The organism is Streptomyces sp. CB02923, assembly GCF_001905005.1.
Classification (GTDB): Bacteria; Actinomycetota; Actinomycetes; order Streptomycetales; family Streptomycetaceae; genus Streptomyces.
Genome location: NZ_LWKZ01000023.1, coordinates 869,918 through 890,516, shown reverse-complemented (window position 1 = coordinate 890,516; position 20,599 = coordinate 869,918). Strand labels below are relative to the sequence as shown.

The window sequence follows — 20,599 nt, the reverse complement described above, 5'->3', positions numbered from 1 at the left end:
GAGGGCCCGGGGGGGGGAGGCCCCGCCGTCATCCGTCGGTCAGTTCGGCCGCGAGGTCGCGCAGGCTGCCGGTGCCCAGCAGCCGCGCCACGGGAATGTCGACGCCGTGATCACGGCGCACTCGAGTGCGCAGATCGGTGGCCATGAGCGAGTCCATGCCGAGGTGGTCCATCGGCCGGGAGCGGTCGATCCGCGAAGCGTCCGTCCCGAGGACGGCGGCTAGGTGACCGGCGAGCTGCTCCTCGATGGTGGCGGCATCGCTGCCGTCCTCGGAGGCGGTGGTTTCGGGTGCGGTGGTTTCGGAGGCGCCGCCGTCGGAGGCGGAGGTGCCCTTGGTGTCCGAGGTGCCCTTGGTGCCCTCGGCGGTGCCCCCGTCGGCTGGCGTGTCTTGGGAATCCGCTGCGGGGCGGGAAACGTCGTGCTCCTCGCGAGCCCGGCCCGGACGCGGCGCGGACGGCCGCTCCCGGGAAGAAGCCGGGGTGCCGGAGGTCGCCGGACGGCGCTCCGGACCGTCGGTGGTGTCGTGCGTCTCGCGCTCGGGCGCCTTCGTGGACTCGGGCGTCTTCGTGGACTCGGGCGTCTTCGTGGACTCGGGCGTCTTCGTGGACTCGGGCGTCTTCGCGGGCTCGGACGCCTTCGCGGACTCGGGCGCCTTGGGTGTGTCGTCGGGGGTGCCGGACGCGTCGCGGGCCGGGGCGTCCGGTGCCGTCCGTGGCTCGTCGTGGTGGGCGACTTGGTGCGCGACTGGCTGGGCGGCCGGTCCGGTACGTACGCCCGTCGGCGTATCGCCGGAGCCGGTCTCCGGCGCGTACAGCAGAGGGTTGTCCGCATCCGGAGGGTAGGTGTCGAGGTAGCGGTCCCAGTCGACCGGCGGGAACAGCGGCAGCTGTCCTGTCGCCCGCAGCATCAGAGAAAAGAGCGCCGGGGCGTCCTCGGGGCGGATGGGGGCCATGCCTTCCGGCCGTACGTCGTAGCCGTTGGCCTCACTGAGGCGGGCGGCGATGCCGACCTCGGCCCAGTACCCCCAGTTGACGACCGTCGCGGGCAGGCCCGCTCCCAGCCGGTGCGCGGCCAGTGCGTCGGTGAAGGCGTTGGCCGCGGCGTACGCGCCCAGTTGCCGGCCGACGGTCAGGCCGCCCAGCACCGAGACCGCGGAGGAGAAGAGCACGAAGAAGTCGAGCGGCCGGTCGGCGAAGAGCCGGTGCAGCGCCCAGCCCCCGGCGACCTTGGGGTGAAGCGTCGCGTCGAGGGCGTCGGCGTCGAGGTCGGCCACCGGGCACGGGGTCAGGACGGCCGCCGCGTGCACCACCCCGGCCACCGGCGGCAGTTGCTCATGGTCGCGCCGGTTCAGCAGTTCGGCCATGGCCTCCTGATCGGCGGCGTCGACGGCCGCGTACTCGACTTCGGCGCCGGCGGCCCGCAGCTCTTCCAGCAGGGCGGACCTGCGGTCGTCGGGCGGCAGGTCCGCGAGGTCGGAGCGGCCGGTGAGTACGAGGTGCGCGGCGCCCTGGTCGACGAGCCAGGCGGCGAGCAGTCCGCCGACGCCGCTGAGGCCGCCGGTGACGAGGTAGCTCGCGTCGGGCCGGATCTCCACCGGCTCTTCCTTCTCCTGGGGCATGGCCAGGACGACCTTGCCGATGTGGCCGGCCCTGGCCATCAGGTCGAAGGCGTCGGCCGCCTCGGCGGCCGGGAAGACCCGGACGGTGGGCGTCTCCAGTGTGCCGTCACCGACGAGGTCCGCGACGGTACGGACCAGGTCGCCCAGGTGCTCGGGGCGGTGCCGGTACAGGTCGATCACATTCACCGGCAGGTAACTGTGGCTGCCCGCGAACACGCTCATGGGCAGCGGGCGGCCGGCGGCGATGTCGTTGACGGACAGATCGACGTAACGGCCGAAGGGCTTGAGGATGGCGAAGCCCGCGTCCATGCCCTCGCCGACGAGGGTGCCCAGGACGACGTCCACGCCGTCGCTGAACTCGTCGGCGAAGGCCGTGGAGCGGGAGTCGGCGATCTTCTCCACGCCGAGCCGTGCGAGGAGTTCCCGCTTGGCGGGGGTTCCCGCCGTGGCGTAGACCGTCGCGCCGCACATTCGGGCGATGGAGATCGCGGCCTGGCCGACGCCGCCGGTCGCGGAGTGGATCAGTACGCGTTCGCCCGGAGCGAGCCGGGCCCGTTCGACCAGGGCGTGGTAGGCGGTGGCGTGCGCTGCGGGTACGGCCGCCGCTTCGGCGGGGCGGAGACCGGCCGGGGCGTGGGCCACGAGACAGGTGGGGACGGTGAGGTGGGTGCGCAGCGACGGGTAGGAGAAGGCGACCACCGTGTCGCCGACGGCAAAATCGCCTACGCCGGAGCCCGTACGGGCGACGGTACCGGCGCATTCGCAGCCCAGGGGCGGAGGCCCGTCGGCGGCGTCACCGTCGGCTCCGGCCGCGGCCAGGACGTCGTGATAGTTCAGGCCGGCGTGAGTGACGAGGATCTCGATCTCGCCGGGCCCCGGCTCGGTGCGTGCGAGGGGGACGAGGCCCAGACTGTCGAGGCCGCCCTCGGTGACGAGCGCGAGCGGCTTCACGGAGCGGTCGTCCGGGACCACAGCCGACAGTCTGGGCGCGTAGAACTCGCGGTCGCGCAGGGCCACCTGGTTCTCCGGCGTACGGGAAAGCAGCAGCCCGGCCAGCCTCTCGGCGTCGTCGCGTGCCGCACCGTGCTCGTCCAGGTCGACCAGCAGCGGCGCGAGGTCCGGGTGTTCCTGGCCGGTGACCAGGCCGAGGCCCCATACGGCCGCTTGCCAAGGGGCCGGGCAGTTGTCCGTGGCACGGACCCGCTGCGTGCCACGGGTGACGAGCAGCAACCGGCAGGGCGCGTCCAGCACGGCTTGAAGCGTCCTGGTCAAGGAATTGCACAGCCGGACGGCCTTGTCCTGGACGCTCTCGTCCCGGGCGTCCTCGGGTGCCTCTTCGTCGTACAGGCAGACCACGCCGTCGAGCGGTCCGTCCTCGGCCGCCTCGTCGAGCACCTCGGGCAGTTCGGCCGTCAGGGGCGCGACGGTGACCGCGTGCCCGGCCGTCGTCAGGACGCGGGTCAGCCGTCGGACGAGCCGTCCGCCGTCGCCCACCAGCAGGTAACGGCCCGGCCGGGCGGCGGGCTCGGGTATCCGGGCGGGCCCCCAGCGCAGGGCGTGCGCCCACTTGTCGTGGGAGGCGCCGGAGTCTTCGGCGTGTTCCGACTTCTCCGGGGTTTCGGGGGACGAAAGGGCTCGGGACGAGGGGGCTCGGGGCGCGGGAGGCGGCATCGGCTTGGCCCGAAGGCCGGTGATGTCCACAACGGTGTGCCCTTCGGTGTCGCTCACGGTGATGTCGGCGCTCAGACCGTCCGGCCCGGAGCCCGTGAGACGCGCGTGGGCCCACAACTCGCCGTCCCCACACGCCTCGCGCGGCAGCCGGAGCCGGTCCACCGAGGCCAGGACGAAGCCGCGGTCGGCGTCCAGGAGCACGGCGACGGGCTGGAGGCAGGAGTCGAGCACGGCCGGGTGCAGGCCGAGGCGGTGCTCGCCGACGGGGTGGGCGGTGACCCGGGCGAGTGCTTCGTCCGGACCGTGCCACAGTTCTTCGACGGAGCGGAAGAGGCCGTCCCAGCTGTTCCGGTCGCCGGAGTACGTACGGTAGAAGTCTTCGCCGGTCAGGCGGTCGGTGCAGCGTTGGCGGACGTCTTCGGGGCGCTCGGCGTCCCGTTCGGCCGTATCGGTCGCCGTCGCAGGGGCCTGGGCGCGAGCGCGCGCGGAGGCGTGGCGGGTCCACGTCGTGCCGGTGCGGCTCTCCACCACCAGCCGGCGTCCGCCGTTCTCCTCTCCGTCCTCGGTACGGACGCGGATCTCCGGCGGGTGGGACGTATCGAGTACGAGCAGTTCGTGGAAGGCGGCCTCGGTGAGCTCACCGACCGGTCCCCCCGCCGCGTCGGCCAACAGGCTGAGGAAGCCGGCACCGGGCATCACGGAGACGCCGCCGACCCGGTGATCGAGCAGGAAGCGGTCCCGCTCCAGGTCGATCTCCCGCTCCACCGGCGCCACCGGCTCCACCGGCTCTTCCTGTTCCTCCGGGTCCACCGGGTCCACCGGCTCCTCCGGGCCCACCGGCTCCTCCGGGCCCACCGGCTCCTCCGGGCCCACCGGCTCCTCCGGGCCCACCGGCTTCTCCGGGTCCACCGGCGCTTCCTCGCCGATCGGCGGGTAGGGATAGTCGTCGGCCTGGTACCAATGGCGTTCGCGCTGCCACGGATACGTCGGGAGCGTCAGCGCGCGCCCGCCCTCCGGATACAGCGCGTCCCAGTCGACGTCGGCCCCCGCCTCGTAGAGCCTGCCGAGCGAGTCCAGCAAGGTGCGCGCCTCGGGCTCCCCGCGGCGCAGGGATTCAAGGACGACGGTCTCCGCCGGGGAACTGCCGCGGATCGCCCCGGTCAGCACCGGGTGCGGCGAGATCTGCAGAAAGACCGGCGGACGTGGGTCGTTCTGTGCCGCCACGACGGGTTCCAACAGGACCGTCTCCCGCAGGTTGCGCCACCAGTAGTCCGCGTCCAGCGAGGCGCCGGGGAGTTCGCCGCCCTCGACGGTGGACAGGAAAGGCACGTCGCCGTCCGCCGGGCGCAGTCCCGCGATCCCCTCCAGCAGCGGCTCGCGGACGGGGGCGATCTGGGCGCTGTGCGCGGCGTAGGCCACCGGGATCGGGCGGCACTCCAGGTCGCGGTCCGTGCAGGCGGCCATCAGGCGGTCGATCTCCTCGGGTGTCCCGGACAGCACCGTGGAGGCGGGGCTCTCGGCGACGGCGATCTGTGCGTCGATGCCCGTCTCGGTCAGGAGATCCGGCACGTCGGTGTGCGGCAGGGCGAGCCAGGCCATGGCGCCGGGCGGCGCCAGCTCATCGATCAGGCGCGCCCGCAGACAGCTCAGGTGCCCGGCCTGTTCCAGGGTGAGCGCGCCCGCGCAGTGCGCGGCGGCGATCTCCCCCTGGCTCTGGCCCAGTACGGCGTCCGGAGCGACGCCCCAGGAGCGCCAGTGTTCGGCCAGCGCGACGCCCATGGCCCACAGCGCGGGCTGGACGTACGCGGTGCGCTCCTGCCAGGAGGCGTCCTCGCCGCGCAGGGCGTCCAGCAGCGACCAGCCGGTCTCGGTCTCGATGACGCGAGCGCACCGCTCCAGCGTCGTACGGAACGCCCCGCCGCGCTCCAGCAGTTCGCATCCCATGCCCTGCCACTGCGCCCCCTGGCCGGGGAAGACGAAGACGATGCGAGGGGGGTCCGCGGGTTCGTCGCCGGGGTCCCGCCGCGCGATGTCGTCGAGCGCCCCGGCCATCTCCTCGCGGTTGTCGCCCGTCGCAGCCGCGCGCCACTGATGATGCGTACGCTGCCGGGCGGCCGCCGCGCACTGCTCGGCGAGCGGAGGAGGATCGTCCGCCGTCAGCAGTTCACGGTGTGCTGCGGCCAGTTCCCGCAGCGCGCCGGGGGCGCGGGCCGACAGCGGCAGCAGGTAGGGACCCGGCCCTTCGGCGGGGGACGGGGGGCCGTGCGGCGCGGAGGAGAGCACGACGTGGACGTTGGTGCCGGAGGCGCCCAGGCTGTTGACGCCGGCCAGCAGTTGCCCCGTGGCGGGCAGCTGCGCGAGGTCCCGTGGTACGCGGAAGGGTGCCGTCGCCCAGTCCACGGCGGGGTTGGGTGTGCGCAGGTGCGGGTTTCCGGGCACCTGGCGGTGTTCCAGGGTCAGTATCGCCTTGATCAGCCCGGCGATTCCGGCGGTGCTCTCGGTGTGCCCGATATTGGCTTTGCCCGACGCGACGAGAAATGGCTCACCACTTCGGTGGCCGCCCATCTCCGCGGCGAACGTGTTCAGTTCGGTGCTGTCGCCGAGCGGGGTGCCCGTGCCGTGGGCCTCGACGAAGTCGACGTCGCCCGGTTCCGTCCGGGCACCCTCGAAGGCACGGCGCAGAGCGTCACGCTGCGCCTCCTGTTCCGGAGCCGCTACGCCCAGACCGCTGAATCCGTTGTTGTTGGCGGCGCTGCCCCGGATCACCGCGCGGACGCGGTCGCCGTCCGCGAGCGCCTGCCACAACGGTTTGAGCAGCACCGTCCCGACCGCCTCACTGCGCACGAAGCCGTCCGCCGAGGCGTCGGCGAACTTGCAGCTGCCGTCCGGCGAGATGCCGCCGGCCCAGGCGAAGGTGAGAGTCGTGTACGGGGTGAGGATGACGTTGACGCCGCCCGCGAGAGCCGTGTCGCACTCGCCCGTACGCAGGCTCTGGCACGCCAGATGCACGGCCGTCAGCGAGGAGGAGCACGCCGTGTCCACCGAGACGGCGGGTCCTCGGAAACCGAAGACATAGGCAAGCCGGCCGGAGTGCGCGGAGCGGGTGCCCGCTCCGAGTTCGGTGTAGATGTCGAGTTCGTCGGGCGCGGCGATGTGACGCAACCAGTAGTCGCTGTAGCAACTGCCGATGAACACTCCCACCGGTCGCCGTGCGAGCCGTTCACCGGGAATTCCCGCATCCTCGATCGTCTCGTGGGCGGTCTCCAGCAGGAGGCGCAACTGCGGGTCGGCGCGCGCCGCTTCGCGCGGTGGAATGTCGAAGAAGGAAGCGTCGAACCGGTCGATTCCCGGAAGGAAACCGCCACGGTCGGTGGGAACGCGGCCCGGGGTACGCGGCTGCGGATCGTGGAGTTCGCGCATCCATGGCCGGTCGGCCGGGGCCTGGCCGACGGCCTCGCGCTTACTCACCAGCAGCCGCCAGAAATCATCCGTGGACGGGGCTCCGGGGAAACGGCCGCTCATGCCGATAACGGCGATCGGCTCTTGGGCGGGGGCCGGGGCGGGAGTGGACATACGAACAACCCTCCAACGAACACGTCGGCGGGTGTCACTCCGCGATTTCGGTCCGGTACGACCACTCGTACCGGTACAGGGGGACGCCGCTACGGTCCAGGCCTTCGTCGGCCGCATAGAAGAAGTGCTCGTAGCCCGCCAGGTGCGTGACGCGGATCTGATCTTCCGCTTCCTCCGGCGACAGGATGAGTTGGCGTTCTGCGGCAGTGATTTCAGGTGGCCCGCCGATGAGTTTCACATGTACTTTCTGCACGATTTCAGCACCTCCGTGGGATGCTCGATTGCCGCATGAGACGGGTGAAGCGGCTGGCCATACGACATCTCGGCGCGCCGGGGGCCCTTCGGGCCGTCCCCCCTCCATCGAAAACCCGGTCGAACCGCATACCAGCCAGCGGGGCAGCATGGCAGCACTCTCGGAGATTTACCGTTATGTCCAGTATGCTCCGCCCTTTCCGAGCACGCAAAGGGACAGCGGCGCGACCTCGGTCGCGGTCATCGGTACCGTCGGCCGACCGCGGGCGTCGCGCGGTCGAGTGTGGCATCGACCGTCGCGTGTGTTCGCGGATAGCTGCCCGGAGTTTTCCGCTTACCGCTGACGGCTTTCCGGTGGACAGTCGGCGATGCGGTTTCCCGGTGGTTCCCCGGGGAATCTTTGGGGGCGACGATCCAGCCGTCCAGCCCCCCTCCCCGACTATTCCGTGTCTCGTTCCGGCCGATGATGCGGCCCGTTGTGGGCGGCGTTTCCGGTGTCGGCCTCCCTTCAGCAGATGGTCCGGTTCGTGGATCGCGAGAGGGGAGTTCCCTGCCGTTTCCGGCATCCGGCTGGGCGGGCCGGATCGACGTATGTCCAAGGAGTGTGCATGCCCGCTCGGTTCTCCCGCCGCAGGGACACCGCCGCCATCGTCGAACGCATGGGACGAGTACGGCTGTTCGCCGTCTTCGTGCGGCCGACAGCGGAGTACGACGTCGAAAGCGAACGCGGACGTGACCTGATGCTCGACCATTTGGACTGGCTGCTCGACCTGGAGGACGAGGGGCGTCTCTTCGCCGGAGGGCCGCTCCGTGACGACGGCGACGACGACGAGAACGAAGGCGACGGCGCCGGGCCGGAAGATGCGCCATCGAGGGAATCGGGCGTCAACGCCACCGGCTTCTTCGTCATCGGCGCGGCGTCCGTCGAAGAGGCCCGGGAACTCATCGCGCGAGAGCCCTTCGTGCGCGCGGGCTGGCGGACCTGCGTGGTGCACACGTGGCTGCTCAACGAAGGCATCACGATTGCCGTGGGGCGCCGGATCGAGGAGAACTTCGGCGGGCCCGGACCGGAACTCGGCACGGCCTCTTGGGAACGCACCGACGAAGCGGGAAAAGGAGCTTGAGATGCCTGCCGTGCTCTACGACTTCGACGGTCTGCTCATCGACAGCGAGACGGCGGGTCTGCTCTCGTGGAAACGGGTATACGCCGAGTTCGGACACGAACTCGACCTGGCCCACTGGCTTTCCGAGATCGAAGCGGGGCGGGGCCCGTGCATGCCGACGCAGCGGCTCGCGGAACTCGTCGGGACGCCCGTCGACTGGGAGGCGGTGGAACGCCGGCGGATCGTGTGGCGGGACGAACTCCTCGTCGCGCGACCGGGCGCCGGAGAACACCTCGCGGAAGCCCGGCGGCTCGGTTTCGACCTGGCCATCGTGTCGAACGCGCCGGACTGGTGGATCCGGCAGCGGATGGACAGCGCCGGGATCGCTCACGAGTTCTTCGACGTCATCATCTGCAAAACCGAGGGAATCGCCCGGAAACCGGCCCCGGACGCTTACCTGGCGGCGCTGCGGGAACTGGGGTGCGCGGCCGGTGACGCCCTCGCGTTCGAGGACAGCCCGGTGGGAATCCGGGCCGCGCGGGCTGCCCGTATCCGGTGTGTGGCGGTGCCCAACATGGTCACCGCGCATTTCGACCTGTCCGCCGCGGATGTGACGCTGCCGTCCTTGGATGCCCGGCCGCTGGCGGAGGTGGCCGGCGCGCTGCTCACCGCCGGCCGCCTCCGGGTCAGGGGACGATCACCAGACGGCCGGTGACCCCGCCGCGCGCCAGGCGGTCCAGCGCCTCGTTGATCCCGGCGAGCGGGTACTCCGCGGCGATCAGGCCGCGGAGGCTCCCGGCGGCGGCCATCCGCACCACGTCCCGTGCGTCGTCGAGCGTGGCTCCCACCGAGCCGAGCACCGCCGTCTCACGGGAGACCAGCGGGAACACGTCCAGGGCCACGGGCCTGCCGGTGTAGCCGACGACGGCCACCCGCCCCTGGAGGTCGGCCAGCAGCACATCGAGGTTGAGGGTGTCGGTGCTGCCGACGGTATCCACCACGACGTCGCAGCGGAGGACCTCCATGCGGGAGAAGCGCTGCATGGCGCCGACCGGGTGCGGGTCCGCCGGGTCGACGGCCGCGAGCGCCCCGTACCGCAGCGCCGCCTCCCGGCCGGAGGGGCGCGGGTCGAAGGCGACGACGCGGGCACCGCGCGCGACGGCCGCCTGGACACAGGCCAGTCCGACGCCTCCCGCACCGACGACCGCCACCGCCTCCCCCGGCAGCAGCTTCGCCACCGACCGGAGGACGTGCAGCGCGGTGGTGCCCGAGCACCCGAGGACCGCCGCCTCGGCGAGGGGGACCTGCGGCGGAACGGGCACCAGGCAGCGCGCGGCGGCCAGGAAGTATTCGGCGAATCCTCCGTCGGTGTCGAATCCCCACTTGGCGAGCGGGGTGGGGCAGAGATTCTCCAGGCCCCGTGTGCAGCGGCGGCACACTCCGCAGCCGTGGTAGTAGTACGCCAGCACGCGGTCCCCGACAGCGAGCCCCGTGCTCCGGGCCGCGCCCTCCCCCAGCTCCGCGACCTCGCCCGCGATCTCGTGCCCCAGGACCAGGGGCAGCCGGGGCGTGGCAGGCACCCCCGCGGCGAGGTGCAGGTCGGTGTGGCACACGCCCGCGGCCCGGACCCGGATCACCGCCTCGCCCGCGCCGGGTACCGGGCGGGCACGCCGCTCCAGGGTCAGCGGCCGGCCGACCCCGCCCAGGACGGCGGCGAGCATCGTGTGGTCCGGCCCGCTGTCGACAACGCGGGCACCGGCCGTGGCACCGGGGTCAGTCACCGTTCTCACCGGGCCAGCGGACGTCGAGGTTCCAGGCGGCGTCGAACACGTCGACCTGGTGCTGCACGCTGCGCAGGTACAGGAGCTGCATCCGGTCCCGGCCCGTCTCGTCGGTGCGGGCCGCTTCCGCCTCCATCATCTCGGCGTGCACCTGGGCCATCCGGTGCACGGCCCGCTGGACGTAGATGTCGGCCCACCTCTGGTACGCGGACGGCCCGACGACGCGGACGTCCGCGAACCGCCGCCCGATGACCTCGGTGAACATCGCGCACGGCAGCAGCGCCGCGGCGATGTCGCCGATGCTCCCCTCCAGGGAGGTGCGGACGAGGTGGTTGGCGTACGCCTCACGGGCGGGGATGTAGGCGGCGGGACCGATGCGCAGCTTCCCCGTGACGCCCAGCTCGGCGAGGATCTCCTCCTTCGCCCGGATCTCCCCGAGCACCCACACGTCGTCCAGGACGGTGGCGGCGGCCTTGGACCACGCGGAGCCGGTGGGGGCCTTGGCCAGCCCCAGGGCGAGCGCGCGGTGCAGGTCGGAGATGTAGGGGGCGTCGTTGACCTGGAAGGAGACGAACTTCTCGACCGGGAGGGTGCCGGCGGCCATCGCCTCGATCCACGGGTGGTGCCGGTAGGCGCGCCAGGCCCCGGCGGCGTGCCGGCGGCACCGTTCCACGAATGGGTCGACCATCAAGAGACCACCTCTCCGGAGGGATCGCGCGTGCGATCAACTGCCTGTACGAGGGCCCGGCGGACGAGGACACGGACCAGGTGGCGCCGGTAGTCGGCGGAGGCCAGCGCGTCGGACCGGGTGCGGACGGTCCGCGCGGCCAGGTCGGCCGCCCGGCACACCGCCTGTTCGTCCACCGGGCCGGAGCACAGCGAGGCACCGGCCTCGGCGAGTGCCGCGCCGTCGTGTCCGGCGACGAACGGCGCGATGCGGGCGCCGCGGCACCGGCGGTCCGGGCGCAGGTCCAGCCGTACGGCCACGCCGCCGAGGTGGGCGCCGAAGGTCCGGCGGCCGGCCCGCAGGAAGGCCCAGCCCTCGCCGGGGCGGCAGCCGGGTACCTCGACGGCGGTGACCAGTTCGCCGGGACCGGTGCCGGCCGCGGCGTACAGCGCGCGGGCGGCGCGGTCGTGCGTGTCCGCGGCCCGGCGCACCGTGACGCGGATGTCCAGCACCGAGCAGAGCGCGGACATCTGGAGCGCGGGGTCGGCCTGCGCGACGGCCCCGGCCAGCGTGCCGCGCTGCCGTACGAGAGCGGTGCCCATGGTGCGCAGCGCGGCTGCCAGCAGGGCGTGTTCGGGGTGCCGGGCCGCGAGGGCGAGGACATCGGCCTGACGGGCGGCGCAGCCGATCCGCAGCACCGGGCGCGGTCCGCCCGGCCGGCCGGGCAGGACGGTGACGCCGTCGATTCCGGGGACGTTGTTGATGTCCACGAGCAGGGCGGCCCGGCGGCGACGCGAGCGCAGTTCGGGGATCAGGCTGAGCCCGCCGGCCAGTACGGCGGCGTCCGGTGACATGTCGAGCACTTCGAGTGCGTCCTTCAGGTCGCGGGCCGCGTGGAATGCGAAAGGTGCTGCGTGCATGGAAGCCTCCGGCGGTCGGACGGGCTGCCCTTGTCGGGCCGTACGGGAATCCCGGCGGTCAGTCGGCCTCCTTGGCGGCCACCTTCACCTCACCGGCCGGTACGTACTCCTCGCCGGTCACCGCCGCGTACGGCAGCCGCCGTTCCAGCGGCAGTGTCAGGGCGGTGCCGAGCAGCGCGACCCCGCCGACGACGATCCAGGGCAGCGCCGCGCGCTGGCTGAACAGCACGGTGAACAGGACCGGGGAGACGATGGTGCCCACGGTGAAGGAGTACTGGAACGCCGCGAGGTAGATGCCGCGTACGGGAGGCGGCGCGGCGCCCGCGGCCAGGGAGTTGGACGCCGGTTCGTGAATCAGCTCGCCTGCGGTGTAGCAGAGCAGTACGAGCAGCAGGAACACGGGCAGCGCCGCGTGCGGCACCAGGAGGGCCACGGCCGACCCGGCGCACCACACAGTCCAGCACAGGCCGGACAGCGCCATCGTCCGGACTCGCGTCATGTGGCGGCGGACGAACCGGCTGACGAGGGCCGGGGTGGTGGCGAGCAGCACGGTGTTGACGGCCAGCAAGGGCCCGACCACCCAGCCGGCCACGCCCAGGCCCTTGGTCACGTACACGGGCAGCGCGGTGGTCAGAAAGGTGCTGCACACGGCGAACGCGGTGTTGGCGAGGATCAGTTGGAGGTAGGGCCGGTCGCGCAGCAGGGCGCGGTGGCCGGCGCCGGGCGGTTCCGTCCGGGCTCCGGCCTCTGCGGCGGCCTCCGTCTCCGTCTCCGTGGCGGTGCGCGGAGGGTGCGTACGGACGGCGGGGTTCACCCGGACGAGGGATCGCACCAGGAGCGCGGCCACCGTGAAGGAGACGCCGTTGACCAGGATCAGGAGGTGGTAGGCGCGGGTGGACTCCCAGGCGAGGGCCACCCCCGCCGTCATGCCGCCCGCGCCCATCCCCGCGGCTCGGATCATGCTCGCCCTGGCGAACCACCACTCCTTGGCCCGGCCGGTGGTGTCGGCGTCGGCCAGCTCGGCGATGAGGGTGAAGACGGAGGACCAGTAGATGCGAGCGCCGATGCCCTCCACGAGGACGGCGACCATCAGGGAGACGGGTCCGGAGACCTGGAGGTACAGGAAGAATCCGACGGCCTGGACGAGTTGCCCGGTGATGACGACGGGGCGGGCGCCGAAGCGGTCGGCCGCCCGGCCCGCGAGGAGCGGCACGGGCAGGGAGAGCGCGGTCGCCACGCTGACGAGCGTGCCGATGAGGGGCAGCCCGACGTCCGTGGCATGCAGGAAATACAGCAGGGACAGCGGCACGTACAGGCCGGTGCCCAGCGCGTCCACCGACATCGCCGCGAACAGGGGCCAGGCGGCGGGGGAATGTTCCCGGGATTCTCTACGAGGCACCGTGGGCGACCTCTCCTCTTGTTGGGTGCGGGTGCCGTACATTGTTCCGGCGCACACAAGCAAGGACAAATAAGAATATGAACTCACCGCGTCCGGACGGTTCGCACACCGGGACAGGTGAGAAGTGCCGGCGAACCGCGCTCTTTTGGCGTGACCCGTCGGGTAACGTCCGACCACGGGCCGGTGGATCAGCAAAACGGTAACCCGCTCCGCGCGCATCGTCCAGAAAACGATCAGAAGTTCAACGCCTCGTTCATTCCAGCATTTCGACGCGACCGATGATCTCGACGATTCGGGCGGGATGAATCACTTTCCGGCAAGCGCGTAAATGCCGGTTGGCCGGTAATGCCTCCGGGTAGTGAGCACTCGTACCGGAACAGGCCGAGCACCGCGTCCACACGGACGGAATGCACCGCGGGGCAAAGCCACAGTGCGGTTCTCCTGGGGGAAACATGTCTCGAACCGGCTCCGGTGCTCGCACCGACACCCGCGTGGCGCTCTCCTGCCACGTCGACGGGGAACACCACCGCCTGCGCACGGAGCCGCGCGAGACGCTCGCGGGGCTGCTCGCCGGCCTCGGCTCCCCGGTCGGCACTGGCTGCGACCAGGGAGAATGCGGGGTCTGCACGGTGCGCCTCGACGGCCGGCCGGTACGGTCCTGCCTCATCCTGGCCGCGCAGTGCCACGGCGCGAGAATCCACACCGCACGCTCCGGCGACCCCGCCCTGGCCGGTGTGCGCGCGTGGCTGAGCGCCGCCTCGGCGCTCCAGTGCGGGTACTGCACACCTGCGTTCGTGACGCTGCTGACAGACACCGAGCGCCGGACCGCGGAAGGAGGCCCGGCAGCCGTCGACGGGCCACCGGCACGCCACCGCGTCAGCGAGGTGACCTGCCGCTGCACCGGCTACCCCGGCCTGACCCACGCGGCGGCCGGCCTGGCGGCGGGCACGTCCCCTCCCGGACACACCCCGCGCGTCGAGGACGAGCGGCTGCTCAGCGGCCGCGGCGACTTCGTCGGCGCCCGCGACCTGCCCGGACAGCTGTGGGCGCGGGTGGTCCGCAGTCATGTCGCCCACGCGGCCCTGCTGCGCGTCGACGTCCGGCGCGCTCTGCGCCACCCCGGTGTGTCCGCCGCGTACACCGCCGACGACCTGCCCGAGGCCATGCGCCTGCTCCACCGGGATCTCCCCGCCCCCGCGGAACCGGTCCTCGCCACCACGGACCTTCGCTACGCGGGCCAGCCGGTGGCAGTGGTCCTGGCGGAGAGCGCCGCCGCCGCGGAGGACGGCGCGGAACTGGTCGACGTCGTCTGCGCCCCGCGCACCCCGCTGTCCGGCCCCGAGCACGGCACGTCCCACCTCTCCGACGACGACCCGCGCTGGATCGCCACCGTCCGCCAGCGAGTGGGCCCGGACCCGGCGGACGTCGACGCCGCCGTCGTCCTCACCCGTACCTTCCGCCTCCCCCGGCAGACCGCCATGCCGCTGGAGACCCGCGGTCTGCTCGCCGAGTGGGACGCCCGCGCTCCCCGCCTCACCGTGCACGGCGTCACCAAACACCCGCAGCTCACCAGGGAACTGCTCGCCCGGTCTCTGGACCTGGACCCCCGGCACATCAGCCTGCCCGCGGGGGACGTGGGCGGGGCGTTCGGCGTCAAGGGCGAAACCCACCCCGAGGATCTGCTCGTCCCCTGGCTCGCGATGCGCGCCGGACGGCCGGTGAAGTGGCTGGAGGACCGGGCCGAGCACGTCGTCGCGGCGCACCACTCGCGCGGCATGGTGTGGCGGGCCGAGCTGCGGGCCGACCCGGACGGGCGCCTGCTGGGCGCCGGTGCCGAGATCGTCGCCGACGCCGGTGCGTACGTCCGCCCGCTCACCACCCTCCAGGCCCTGCTGGCCACGGCCCTGTTCCCCGGCCCGTACCGGCTCCCCCGCTACCGCGCGCGGGCCCGCTGCCTGCTGACCAGCCGGACACCCGTCGGGCCGCTGCGAGCGCCCGGCCGGCTGGAGGCCGCTTTCGTGCGCGAACGCATGCTGGACCTGCTCGCCCACGAACTGAACCTCGACCCCGTCGAGGTGCGCCGTCGCAACCTGCTGACCGCCGCCGACATGCCGTACGACGCCGGCACGGTGAACGAGGGGCCGGTGCGCTACGACAGCGGTGACTTCCTCGGCGCGTACGAGCATGCGGTCCGCCGGGCCGGTGCGTACGAGCAAGCGCTCCGCCGGGCCGGCTCGCAGCGACCGGGGACGAGCGAGGGGACGATCACGGGGGCGAGCGGCGCTCCTGACGGCACGGCGCACGGCCCCGGCGGCCTCAAAGGCCCCGGCAGTCTCGAAAGCCCCGACGACCCCGGCGGCTCTCCGGAGGACGGGTGGCGGCGCGGGACGGCGGTCGTTCCCTTCGTCGACAAGGCCGGCATGGGCGGGGACGAGCGGGCGGTCGCCACTTTGCGGCCGGACGGCACCGTACGGATCGACGCGGCCGCCGCGCCCTCCGGGCAGAGCCACCGCACGACGCTCGCCCGAGTGGCGGCCACCGCGCTGGGCATCCCCCGCGACCGCGTCCACATCGTGCTCGACGACCACACTTCGGGCGCCGCGGGACCGGGCACCTTCGCCAGCCGCACCGCGACGCACACCGGCAACGCCGTCCACGCCGCCTGCGTCGCGCTGCGGCGCCGCGCGGCCGAGTGGGACCGGGCCGCGGGCGCGGACCGGACCGCCGTCCCGCTCGACCGCATCGCGCGGCGGGGCGGTGCCGGGCTCCGGGCGGTCGGCCGGTACGCCGTCGACGCGCACACCTACCCCCACGGCGCGGTGACCTGCGCGGTGGCGGTGGACCCGGAACTCTGCCTGGTCCGGGTCGAGCGGCTCGCGATCTCCTGCGACGCGGGGCGGGTGATCGACGAGCGGGTGGTCCGCGGCCAGCTCGCGGGCGGTCTCGTCCAGGGGGTGAGCGCCGCGCTGCTGGAGGAGATCCGTTACGACGAGCGGGAGCAGCCGCTGGTCACGGGGTTCGGGGAGTACCCGCTCCTGCTGGCGGCGGACGTGCCCGACATCGACGTCGACCTGCTGCCGCCCGCCGCCCCGACGGCCGGGACCCCGTACAACCCGCTCGGTGTCAAGGGCATCGGAGAAGCGGGCACCTCGGCCGCCGCCGCGGCGGTGGCTGCCGCGATATGCGCGGCCGTCCCGGAATGGATGCCCGCCATCGACCGGCTGCCCCTGTCCCCGGAGCACCTGATGGCCGCTGTGGACGCGCTCGCCCGGCGGTCCGGCGCCCGGCACCGGGCGGGCCGCGGCATTCCCGCACCGAGGAGTGACACATGAACACGCCCATGTACGACAGCTTCCAGGACGCCTATCTCGCCCAGTTGCGGGAGACGTTCGAGAACTCCGCCTACCGCAACGCGCCGAGAGGATTCAGGAGCCGCGAGCGCATCGGCGTCGGTTTCGGTCTCCTCGATCCCGTCCAGCGCCACGTCACCCTGCCCGCCCGGCGGGCCAATCTCGTCTTCAATTACGCCGAGGCCCTGTGGTATTTGTCCGGGACGAACGAGCTGGATTTCATCGGCCACTACGCGTCGAGTATCGCCCATTACTCGCAGGACGGCCGCACCCTGCAAGGCACCGCGTACGGCCCCCGCATTTTCCGGCACCCTCCGGACGGCCTGGACCAGTGGCAGAGCGTGCTGAACACCCTGCGCGAGGACCCGGACAGCAAACGTGCGGTGATGCAGATCTTCACCCCACGGGAACTGGCGGTTCCCGGAAACATCGACGTCGCCTGCACCCTTGCCCTGCAATTCATGATCCGCGAGGGAAAGCTGTGCACGGTCGGATTCATGCGGGCCAACGACGCCTTCCGCGGCGTGGTGAGCGACGTCTTCTCGTTCACCCTGCTCCAAGAGGTGATGGCCCGCGAACTCGGCGTCGGCGTCGGCTCGTACAGCCACCACGTCGGCTCCGTCCACGTATACGACTCGGACGCGCAGTGGGCGGACCGGGTGCTGGCCGAGGCGGCGCACAGCCCCGCCCCGCCCGCCCCGTTCCCCGCCATGCCCCGGCAGGACAACTGGCCCTGCATCCAAGAGGTCCTGAACTGGGAGGCCCGGCTGCGCACCGACTCCGTACGGCTGTCCCCCTCCGCGCTGGAACGGCTCGACCTGCCGCCGTACTGGCGCAACGTCGTCGGGCTCTTCGAGTGCTACCGGCAAGTGCGGCACGGCACCGGCCTGGCACCGCAGGTGGCGGCCGTCCTGCCCGGCGTCCACCACCGCGCGCTGGCCACCCGCTGGCCCCGGCACTTCGCCGAAGCACTCGCGCAGAGCCGGACCTGACGCGTCGTCCGTTCCCTGCGTTCCCTGCGTTCCCTTCGTTCCCTTCGTTCCCTGCGCTCCCTGCGCTCCCTGCGCTCCCTGCGCTCCCTGCGCTCCCTGCGCTCCCTGAAAGACGTACCCCACAAGACCGCGCAACGGGCTTCGGCCCGGTGAGTTGCACTCCCGATGGAGGACCGCATGACATCCGACAGCACTGCTACGCGCCCCACCGCCCTGCGCGAAGTATTCGTGGGCGGTCCTTTCTTCCAGCTCGTCGATCCCAGGACCGGATTGATGTCCGACGCCGACCGGCTCAAGTTCCACCGGCTCATCGAGCACTTCGAACAGCGCGGCGCCACGGTGTACAACGCGCACCGACGCGAGGCATGGGGCGCGGAATTCCTCACCGCGGCCGAGGCCACCAAGCGGGACTATCTGGAGATCAGCCGCTCCGACCTGTTCATCGCCTTCCCCGGTGTTCCGGCGTCCGCCGGTACCCACGTGGAGATCGGCTGGGCGAGCGCGCTGCGGAAACCGATGGTCCTGATGCTGGAGAAGGAACAGAAGCACACCTTCCTCGTCACCGGTCTGGAGAACCAGGCGAACGTGGAATTCATCTGGTTCGCCGACCCGGCGGAGATCTACCCACAACTGGACGCGGCGGTCGGGCGCGTTCTCGCGCGCAGCGGCGAACGGACCACCATCGGCTGACCTGCCGGCCGGTCCGGCGTACGAGCCCAGGGCGCTTCTGAGGGAAGGGGCACGGATGACAGCCGCCGTTCCGGTCTGTCTGACCATCGGTTCCAGCGACTCCAGCGGAGGCGCGGGAATCCAGGGAGACATCAAGGCATTCGCCTCGGTGGGCTGTTACGCGGCCACCGTCCTCGTCGGGATCACGGCGCAGAACACGAGCGGGGTGACCGGCCGCTGGTCCGTGCCCGTGGAGGCGGTGACGGCCCAGTTGCGCGCCGTCCGTGCCGACCTGCCGATCGCCGCGGTCAAGGTGGGGACGACCTGGAGCCCCGAGCTGCTCGCGGCCCTCGCCCCCGAGCTGGCCGGGTTCGCGGCCCGCGGGGTGCCCGTCGTCGTGGACCCGGTCATGGTGACGGCCGCCGGCTCCTGGCTCTCGGCGGACACGGACGTGACCAAGGCCGTGATCCGCGACCTGTTCCCGTCCTCGGTGGTGATCACGCCCAATCGCAGGGAGGCCGGTCTGCTGGCGGGCCGGGACGGTTCCCGCCGGGAGCTGGCCGAGACGATCGCGGGGCTGGGTGCGCCGACGGTGGTCATCACGCCGGGGCCGGGCGAGAGCGGGGACTGGTTCTTCGACGGCGAGCGGCACGCGCAGCTGACCAGCGAGCGCCACGACAACGCGGCCGAGCACGGCGTGGGATGCGCGCACTCCGCCCTGACCGCCGGCCTGCTCGCCCACGGCCGGCCGCTGGACCTGGCCGTGCGGGAGGCCGGCGCGCGGGCCGCCGCGGGTGTCCGCGCCGGGCTCGGTCACCTCGGCGCGCGGGTGCATCCGGTCGATGTGCTCGGTCTCGTGCGCCGCGTACCGCCGGTGGAGGGGCAGGCTGTCGGGCGGTAGACGCGCGCACGCCGGTGCGCCGGTGCGCGGCACCGGGACCTTCCCACGCTCCGGATGCGCGACGGATGCGGGACGGACGCGGGACGGACGCGGGACGGACGCGGGCGGGGAAGTGCTCCGGTGATCGGCTCCCGGTCCGGACGTCCTGCGCGCCGCCACCCGTGACATCACGATCGGCACGACGCCGCTTCCCTTCCGAGAACGCTGCCCCGAAGTGCGTCCCGCACCGGATCCGGCCCACGGGACCCACCCGCTCACACCGGCTGCCGGACAGTTCCGGCACGTCTGACAAGGCCGGACAGCGAAACGCTACGGGAGTGCGGTTTCGGCGGCGTCCGGCTTGCTGCCTCGCTGGTGTTTGCGGGTGCACCGGTTTCTGTTTTCTCCGTGCCGGGGGAGGCGGACAAAGGCCGGACAACACGGTGCTTGCCTGGGGTGGCAGGTGGCTTCAGTATCGACGCTGCATGTCCGCTTCGGCCGTTCCCCCGGAGGCGTCATGGCACTGGGCTTCCGTACGGGACCTGCTGGAGCGGATCGGCCGGATGAGGTCACGTCACTGGCGGGGAGTGCGCAGCATGCTGTTCCGGTTGTTGAAGCAGTGGTTTGAGCGCTGTCGGGTGGCCACCGGGGGCGGAATGCCGGGAGAGGCTCGCGTGCGTCGAGGTCAGCGGGCGGGCGTCATGGGTGGGGTGGGGTGGTTCCAGGTGCCGTGGTGCGGGAGTGCGGCGTGGGCCGGAATGCCCGGCGACGTGAATGCCGTGTGGTGACGCGGCTCGGTCCGGCCCTTTCCGAGGCGTTCACCCCGGGAATTCCACATGTCCGTGCACCTTTGGAGGGTGGCATGGTGAGGTTCGAGATCTTGGGAGTTCTGCAGGCGCGGGCAACGCACACCACCTTCAGGGTCAGGGGTGGTTTCCAGCGCGTTCTCCTTCAGGCGCTGCTCGTCAGCGAAGGGCGGGTCGTCCCCGTCGACTCGCTGGTGCGGGAGATATGGAACGACCATGCTCCCGAAGGCGTGGCCAACGCGCTCCAGGCCCATGTGAGCCGGCTGCGAAGATGGCTGCAGACGCTGGAGCCGGGCACCGACGGATCACGGCTGGTGGGGTACCACAACGGATATCAGCTCGTCATGGACGGAGTCGGGCTGGACGCGGCCGACTTCGTGGCGGCCGTGCGCCGGGCCGCGGGGCTGAAGGCGGATCAGCCGGTTCAGGTGGCGTGCCTGCTGCGGACCGTACTCGGCCTGTGGCACGGTCCGGTCTTCGGCGGGAGCGGCGGCGGACCGTTGTGCCAGGCCGCCGCGGCACGTTACGAGGAGTACCGGCTACAGGCCCTGGAGCTGCTCTTCGATGTGCAGATGGACACCGGACAGCACGCGCAGATCCTCGGTGAGCTGCACGAGGTGTGTACGAGCAATCCGCTGCGGGAGAAGTTCTGCCAGCAGTTGATGGTGGCGCTGTACCGGTCGGGGCGGCAGGCCGAGGCGCTGAACGTGTACCAGCAGATGCGCCGCAGGCTCGCGGACGAGCTGGGTCTGGAGCCGTCACCGCCGCTGCGTACAGTGGAGCGCGCGATTCTGGGGCACGACCCCGCGTTGCAGAATCTGCGGTACCTACGGCTGCGGGAGGGTGCGGCCAAGGCGTTCAGTGGGTGAGGAGGGGACGCCGTTCCGGCCGGGTGGGCGCCGGGGCGGGCTGGGCCGG

13 protein-coding genes are annotated in these 20,599 nt (G+C 72.2%); 7 read left to right on the top strand and 6 right to left on the bottom strand.

Features of this window, described 5'->3' with window-relative positions:
• Nucleotides 1–28: 28 nt before the first annotated feature.
• Complete coding sequence (locus tag A6A06_RS43545; protein ID WP_199931055.1) at nt 29–6,862, bottom strand: type I polyketide synthase; 6,834 nt, start codon at nt 6,860–6,862, stop codon at nt 29–31.
• 34 nt (nt 6,863–6,896) lie between these two features.
• Nucleotides 6,897–7,115 carry a DUF5988 family protein gene (locus tag A6A06_RS41885; RefSeq protein ID WP_199931054.1) on the bottom strand — a complete coding sequence of 73 codons (219 nt, stop codon included), beginning with the start codon at nt 7,113–7,115 and terminating at the stop codon, nt 6,897–6,899.
• Nucleotides 7,116–7,722: 607 nt separating this feature from the next.
• Between A6A06_RS41885 and A6A06_RS21995 the strand changes: the two genes are divergently transcribed.
• Together A6A06_RS21995 and A6A06_RS21990 are read left to right on the top strand one after the other, a co-directional pair.
• Nucleotides 7,723–8,238, top strand: coding sequence for a YciI family protein (locus A6A06_RS21995; protein WP_073762974.1), 516 nt, complete (start codon nt 7,723–7,725; stop codon nt 8,236–8,238).
• A gap of 1 nt (nt 8,239) precedes the next feature.
• Nucleotides 8,240–8,932, top strand: coding sequence for an HAD family hydrolase (locus A6A06_RS21990; RefSeq protein WP_073762973.1), 693 nt, complete (start codon nt 8,240–8,242; stop codon nt 8,930–8,932).
• Here A6A06_RS21990 and A6A06_RS21985 read toward each other — a convergent pair.
• From A6A06_RS21985 to A6A06_RS21970, 4 genes are read right to left on the bottom strand one after another with little or no spacing between them, the layout of a single operon-like run.
• A complete protein-coding gene (locus A6A06_RS21985) occupies nt 8,904–9,998 on the bottom strand; it encodes an alcohol dehydrogenase catalytic domain-containing protein (RefSeq protein ID WP_079194210.1) in 1,095 nt (364 codons plus the stop codon). The genes A6A06_RS21990 and A6A06_RS21985 overlap by 29 nt on opposite strands.
• The gene (locus A6A06_RS21980) at nt 9,991–10,686 is read right to left on the bottom strand and encodes a TenA family protein (protein WP_073762972.1); all 696 of its coding nucleotides are present in this window, start codon (nt 10,684–10,686) and stop codon (nt 9,991–9,993) included. Before A6A06_RS21980 ends, A6A06_RS21985 begins: the two co-directional genes overlap by 8 nt.
• Entirely contained in the window at nt 10,686–11,585 is a 900-nt protein-coding gene (locus A6A06_RS21975; RefSeq protein WP_073762971.1) for an FAD binding domain-containing protein, read from the bottom strand. The genes A6A06_RS21980 and A6A06_RS21975 overlap by 1 nt, the downstream gene beginning before the upstream one ends.
• A 58-nt stretch (nt 11,586–11,643) precedes the next feature.
• On the bottom strand, nt 11,644–12,984 hold the full coding sequence (locus A6A06_RS21970) for an MFS transporter (RefSeq protein WP_073762970.1): 1,341 nt from the start codon (nt 12,982–12,984) through the stop codon (nt 11,644–11,646).
• Between the two features lie 452 nt (nt 12,985–13,436).
• Here A6A06_RS21970 and A6A06_RS21965 point away from each other — a divergent pair, with 452 nt between their 5' ends.
• The 5 genes from A6A06_RS21965 to A6A06_RS21945 all read left to right on the top strand — a co-directional run bounded on the left by A6A06_RS21965 (nt 13,437) and on the right by A6A06_RS21945 (nt 20,550).
• Complete coding sequence (locus A6A06_RS21965) at nt 13,437–16,316, top strand: molybdopterin-dependent oxidoreductase (protein ID WP_199931053.1); 2,880 nt, start codon at nt 13,437–13,439, stop codon at nt 16,314–16,316.
• The gene (locus A6A06_RS21960; protein WP_073762968.1) at nt 16,313–17,326 is read left to right on the top strand and encodes a thymidylate synthase; all 1,014 of its coding nucleotides are present in this window, start codon (nt 16,313–16,315) and stop codon (nt 17,324–17,326) included. Before A6A06_RS21965 ends, A6A06_RS21960 begins: the two co-directional genes overlap by 4 nt.
• A gap of 177 nt (nt 17,327–17,503) precedes the next feature.
• A complete protein-coding gene (locus tag A6A06_RS21955) occupies nt 17,504–18,016 on the top strand; it encodes a nucleoside 2-deoxyribosyltransferase (protein ID WP_199931052.1) in 513 nt (170 codons plus the stop codon).
• 55 nt (nt 18,017–18,071) lie between these two features.
• Complete coding sequence (locus A6A06_RS21950; protein ID WP_073762967.1) at nt 18,072–18,896, top strand: bifunctional hydroxymethylpyrimidine kinase/phosphomethylpyrimidine kinase; 825 nt, start codon at nt 18,072–18,074, stop codon at nt 18,894–18,896.
• Nucleotides 18,897–19,737: 841 nt separating this feature from the next.
• The gene (locus tag A6A06_RS21945; RefSeq protein ID WP_073762966.1) at nt 19,738–20,550 is read left to right on the top strand and encodes an AfsR/SARP family transcriptional regulator; all 813 of its coding nucleotides are present in this window, start codon (nt 19,738–19,740) and stop codon (nt 20,548–20,550) included.
• Nucleotides 20,551–20,599: the final 49 nt, after the last annotated feature.

What these genes read in the sequence shown, in the direction of transcription:
- A6A06_RS43545 (WP_199931055.1), bottom strand. Translation starts at nt 6,862, where the DNA reads ATGTCCACTCCCGCCCCGGCCCCCGCCCAAGAGCCGATCGCCGTTATC.
- A6A06_RS21995 (WP_073762974.1), top strand. Translation starts at nt 7,723, where the DNA reads ATGCCCGCTCGGTTCTCCCGCCGCAGGGACACCGCCGCCATCGTCGAA.
- A6A06_RS21990 (WP_073762973.1), top strand. Translation starts at nt 8,240, where the DNA reads ATGCCTGCCGTGCTCTACGACTTCGACGGTCTGCTCATCGACAGCGAG.
- A6A06_RS21980 (WP_073762972.1), bottom strand. Translation starts at nt 10,686, where the DNA reads ATGGTCGACCCATTCGTGGAACGGTGCCGCCGGCACGCCGCCGGGGCC.
- A6A06_RS21975 (WP_073762971.1), bottom strand. Translation starts at nt 11,585, where the DNA reads ATGCACGCAGCACCTTTCGCATTCCACGCGGCCCGCGACCTGAAGGAC.
- A6A06_RS21965 (WP_199931053.1), top strand. Translation starts at nt 13,437, where the DNA reads ATGTCTCGAACCGGCTCCGGTGCTCGCACCGACACCCGCGTGGCGCTC.
- A6A06_RS21960 (WP_073762968.1), top strand. Translation starts at nt 16,313, where the DNA reads ATGAACACGCCCATGTACGACAGCTTCCAGGACGCCTATCTCGCCCAG.
- A6A06_RS21955 (WP_199931052.1), top strand. Translation starts at nt 17,504, where the DNA reads ATGACATCCGACAGCACTGCTACGCGCCCCACCGCCCTGCGCGAAGTA.
- A6A06_RS21950 (WP_073762967.1), top strand. Translation starts at nt 18,072, where the DNA reads ATGACAGCCGCCGTTCCGGTCTGTCTGACCATCGGTTCCAGCGACTCC.
- A6A06_RS21945 (WP_073762966.1), top strand. Translation starts at nt 19,738, where the DNA reads ATGGTGAGGTTCGAGATCTTGGGAGTTCTGCAGGCGCGGGCAACGCAC.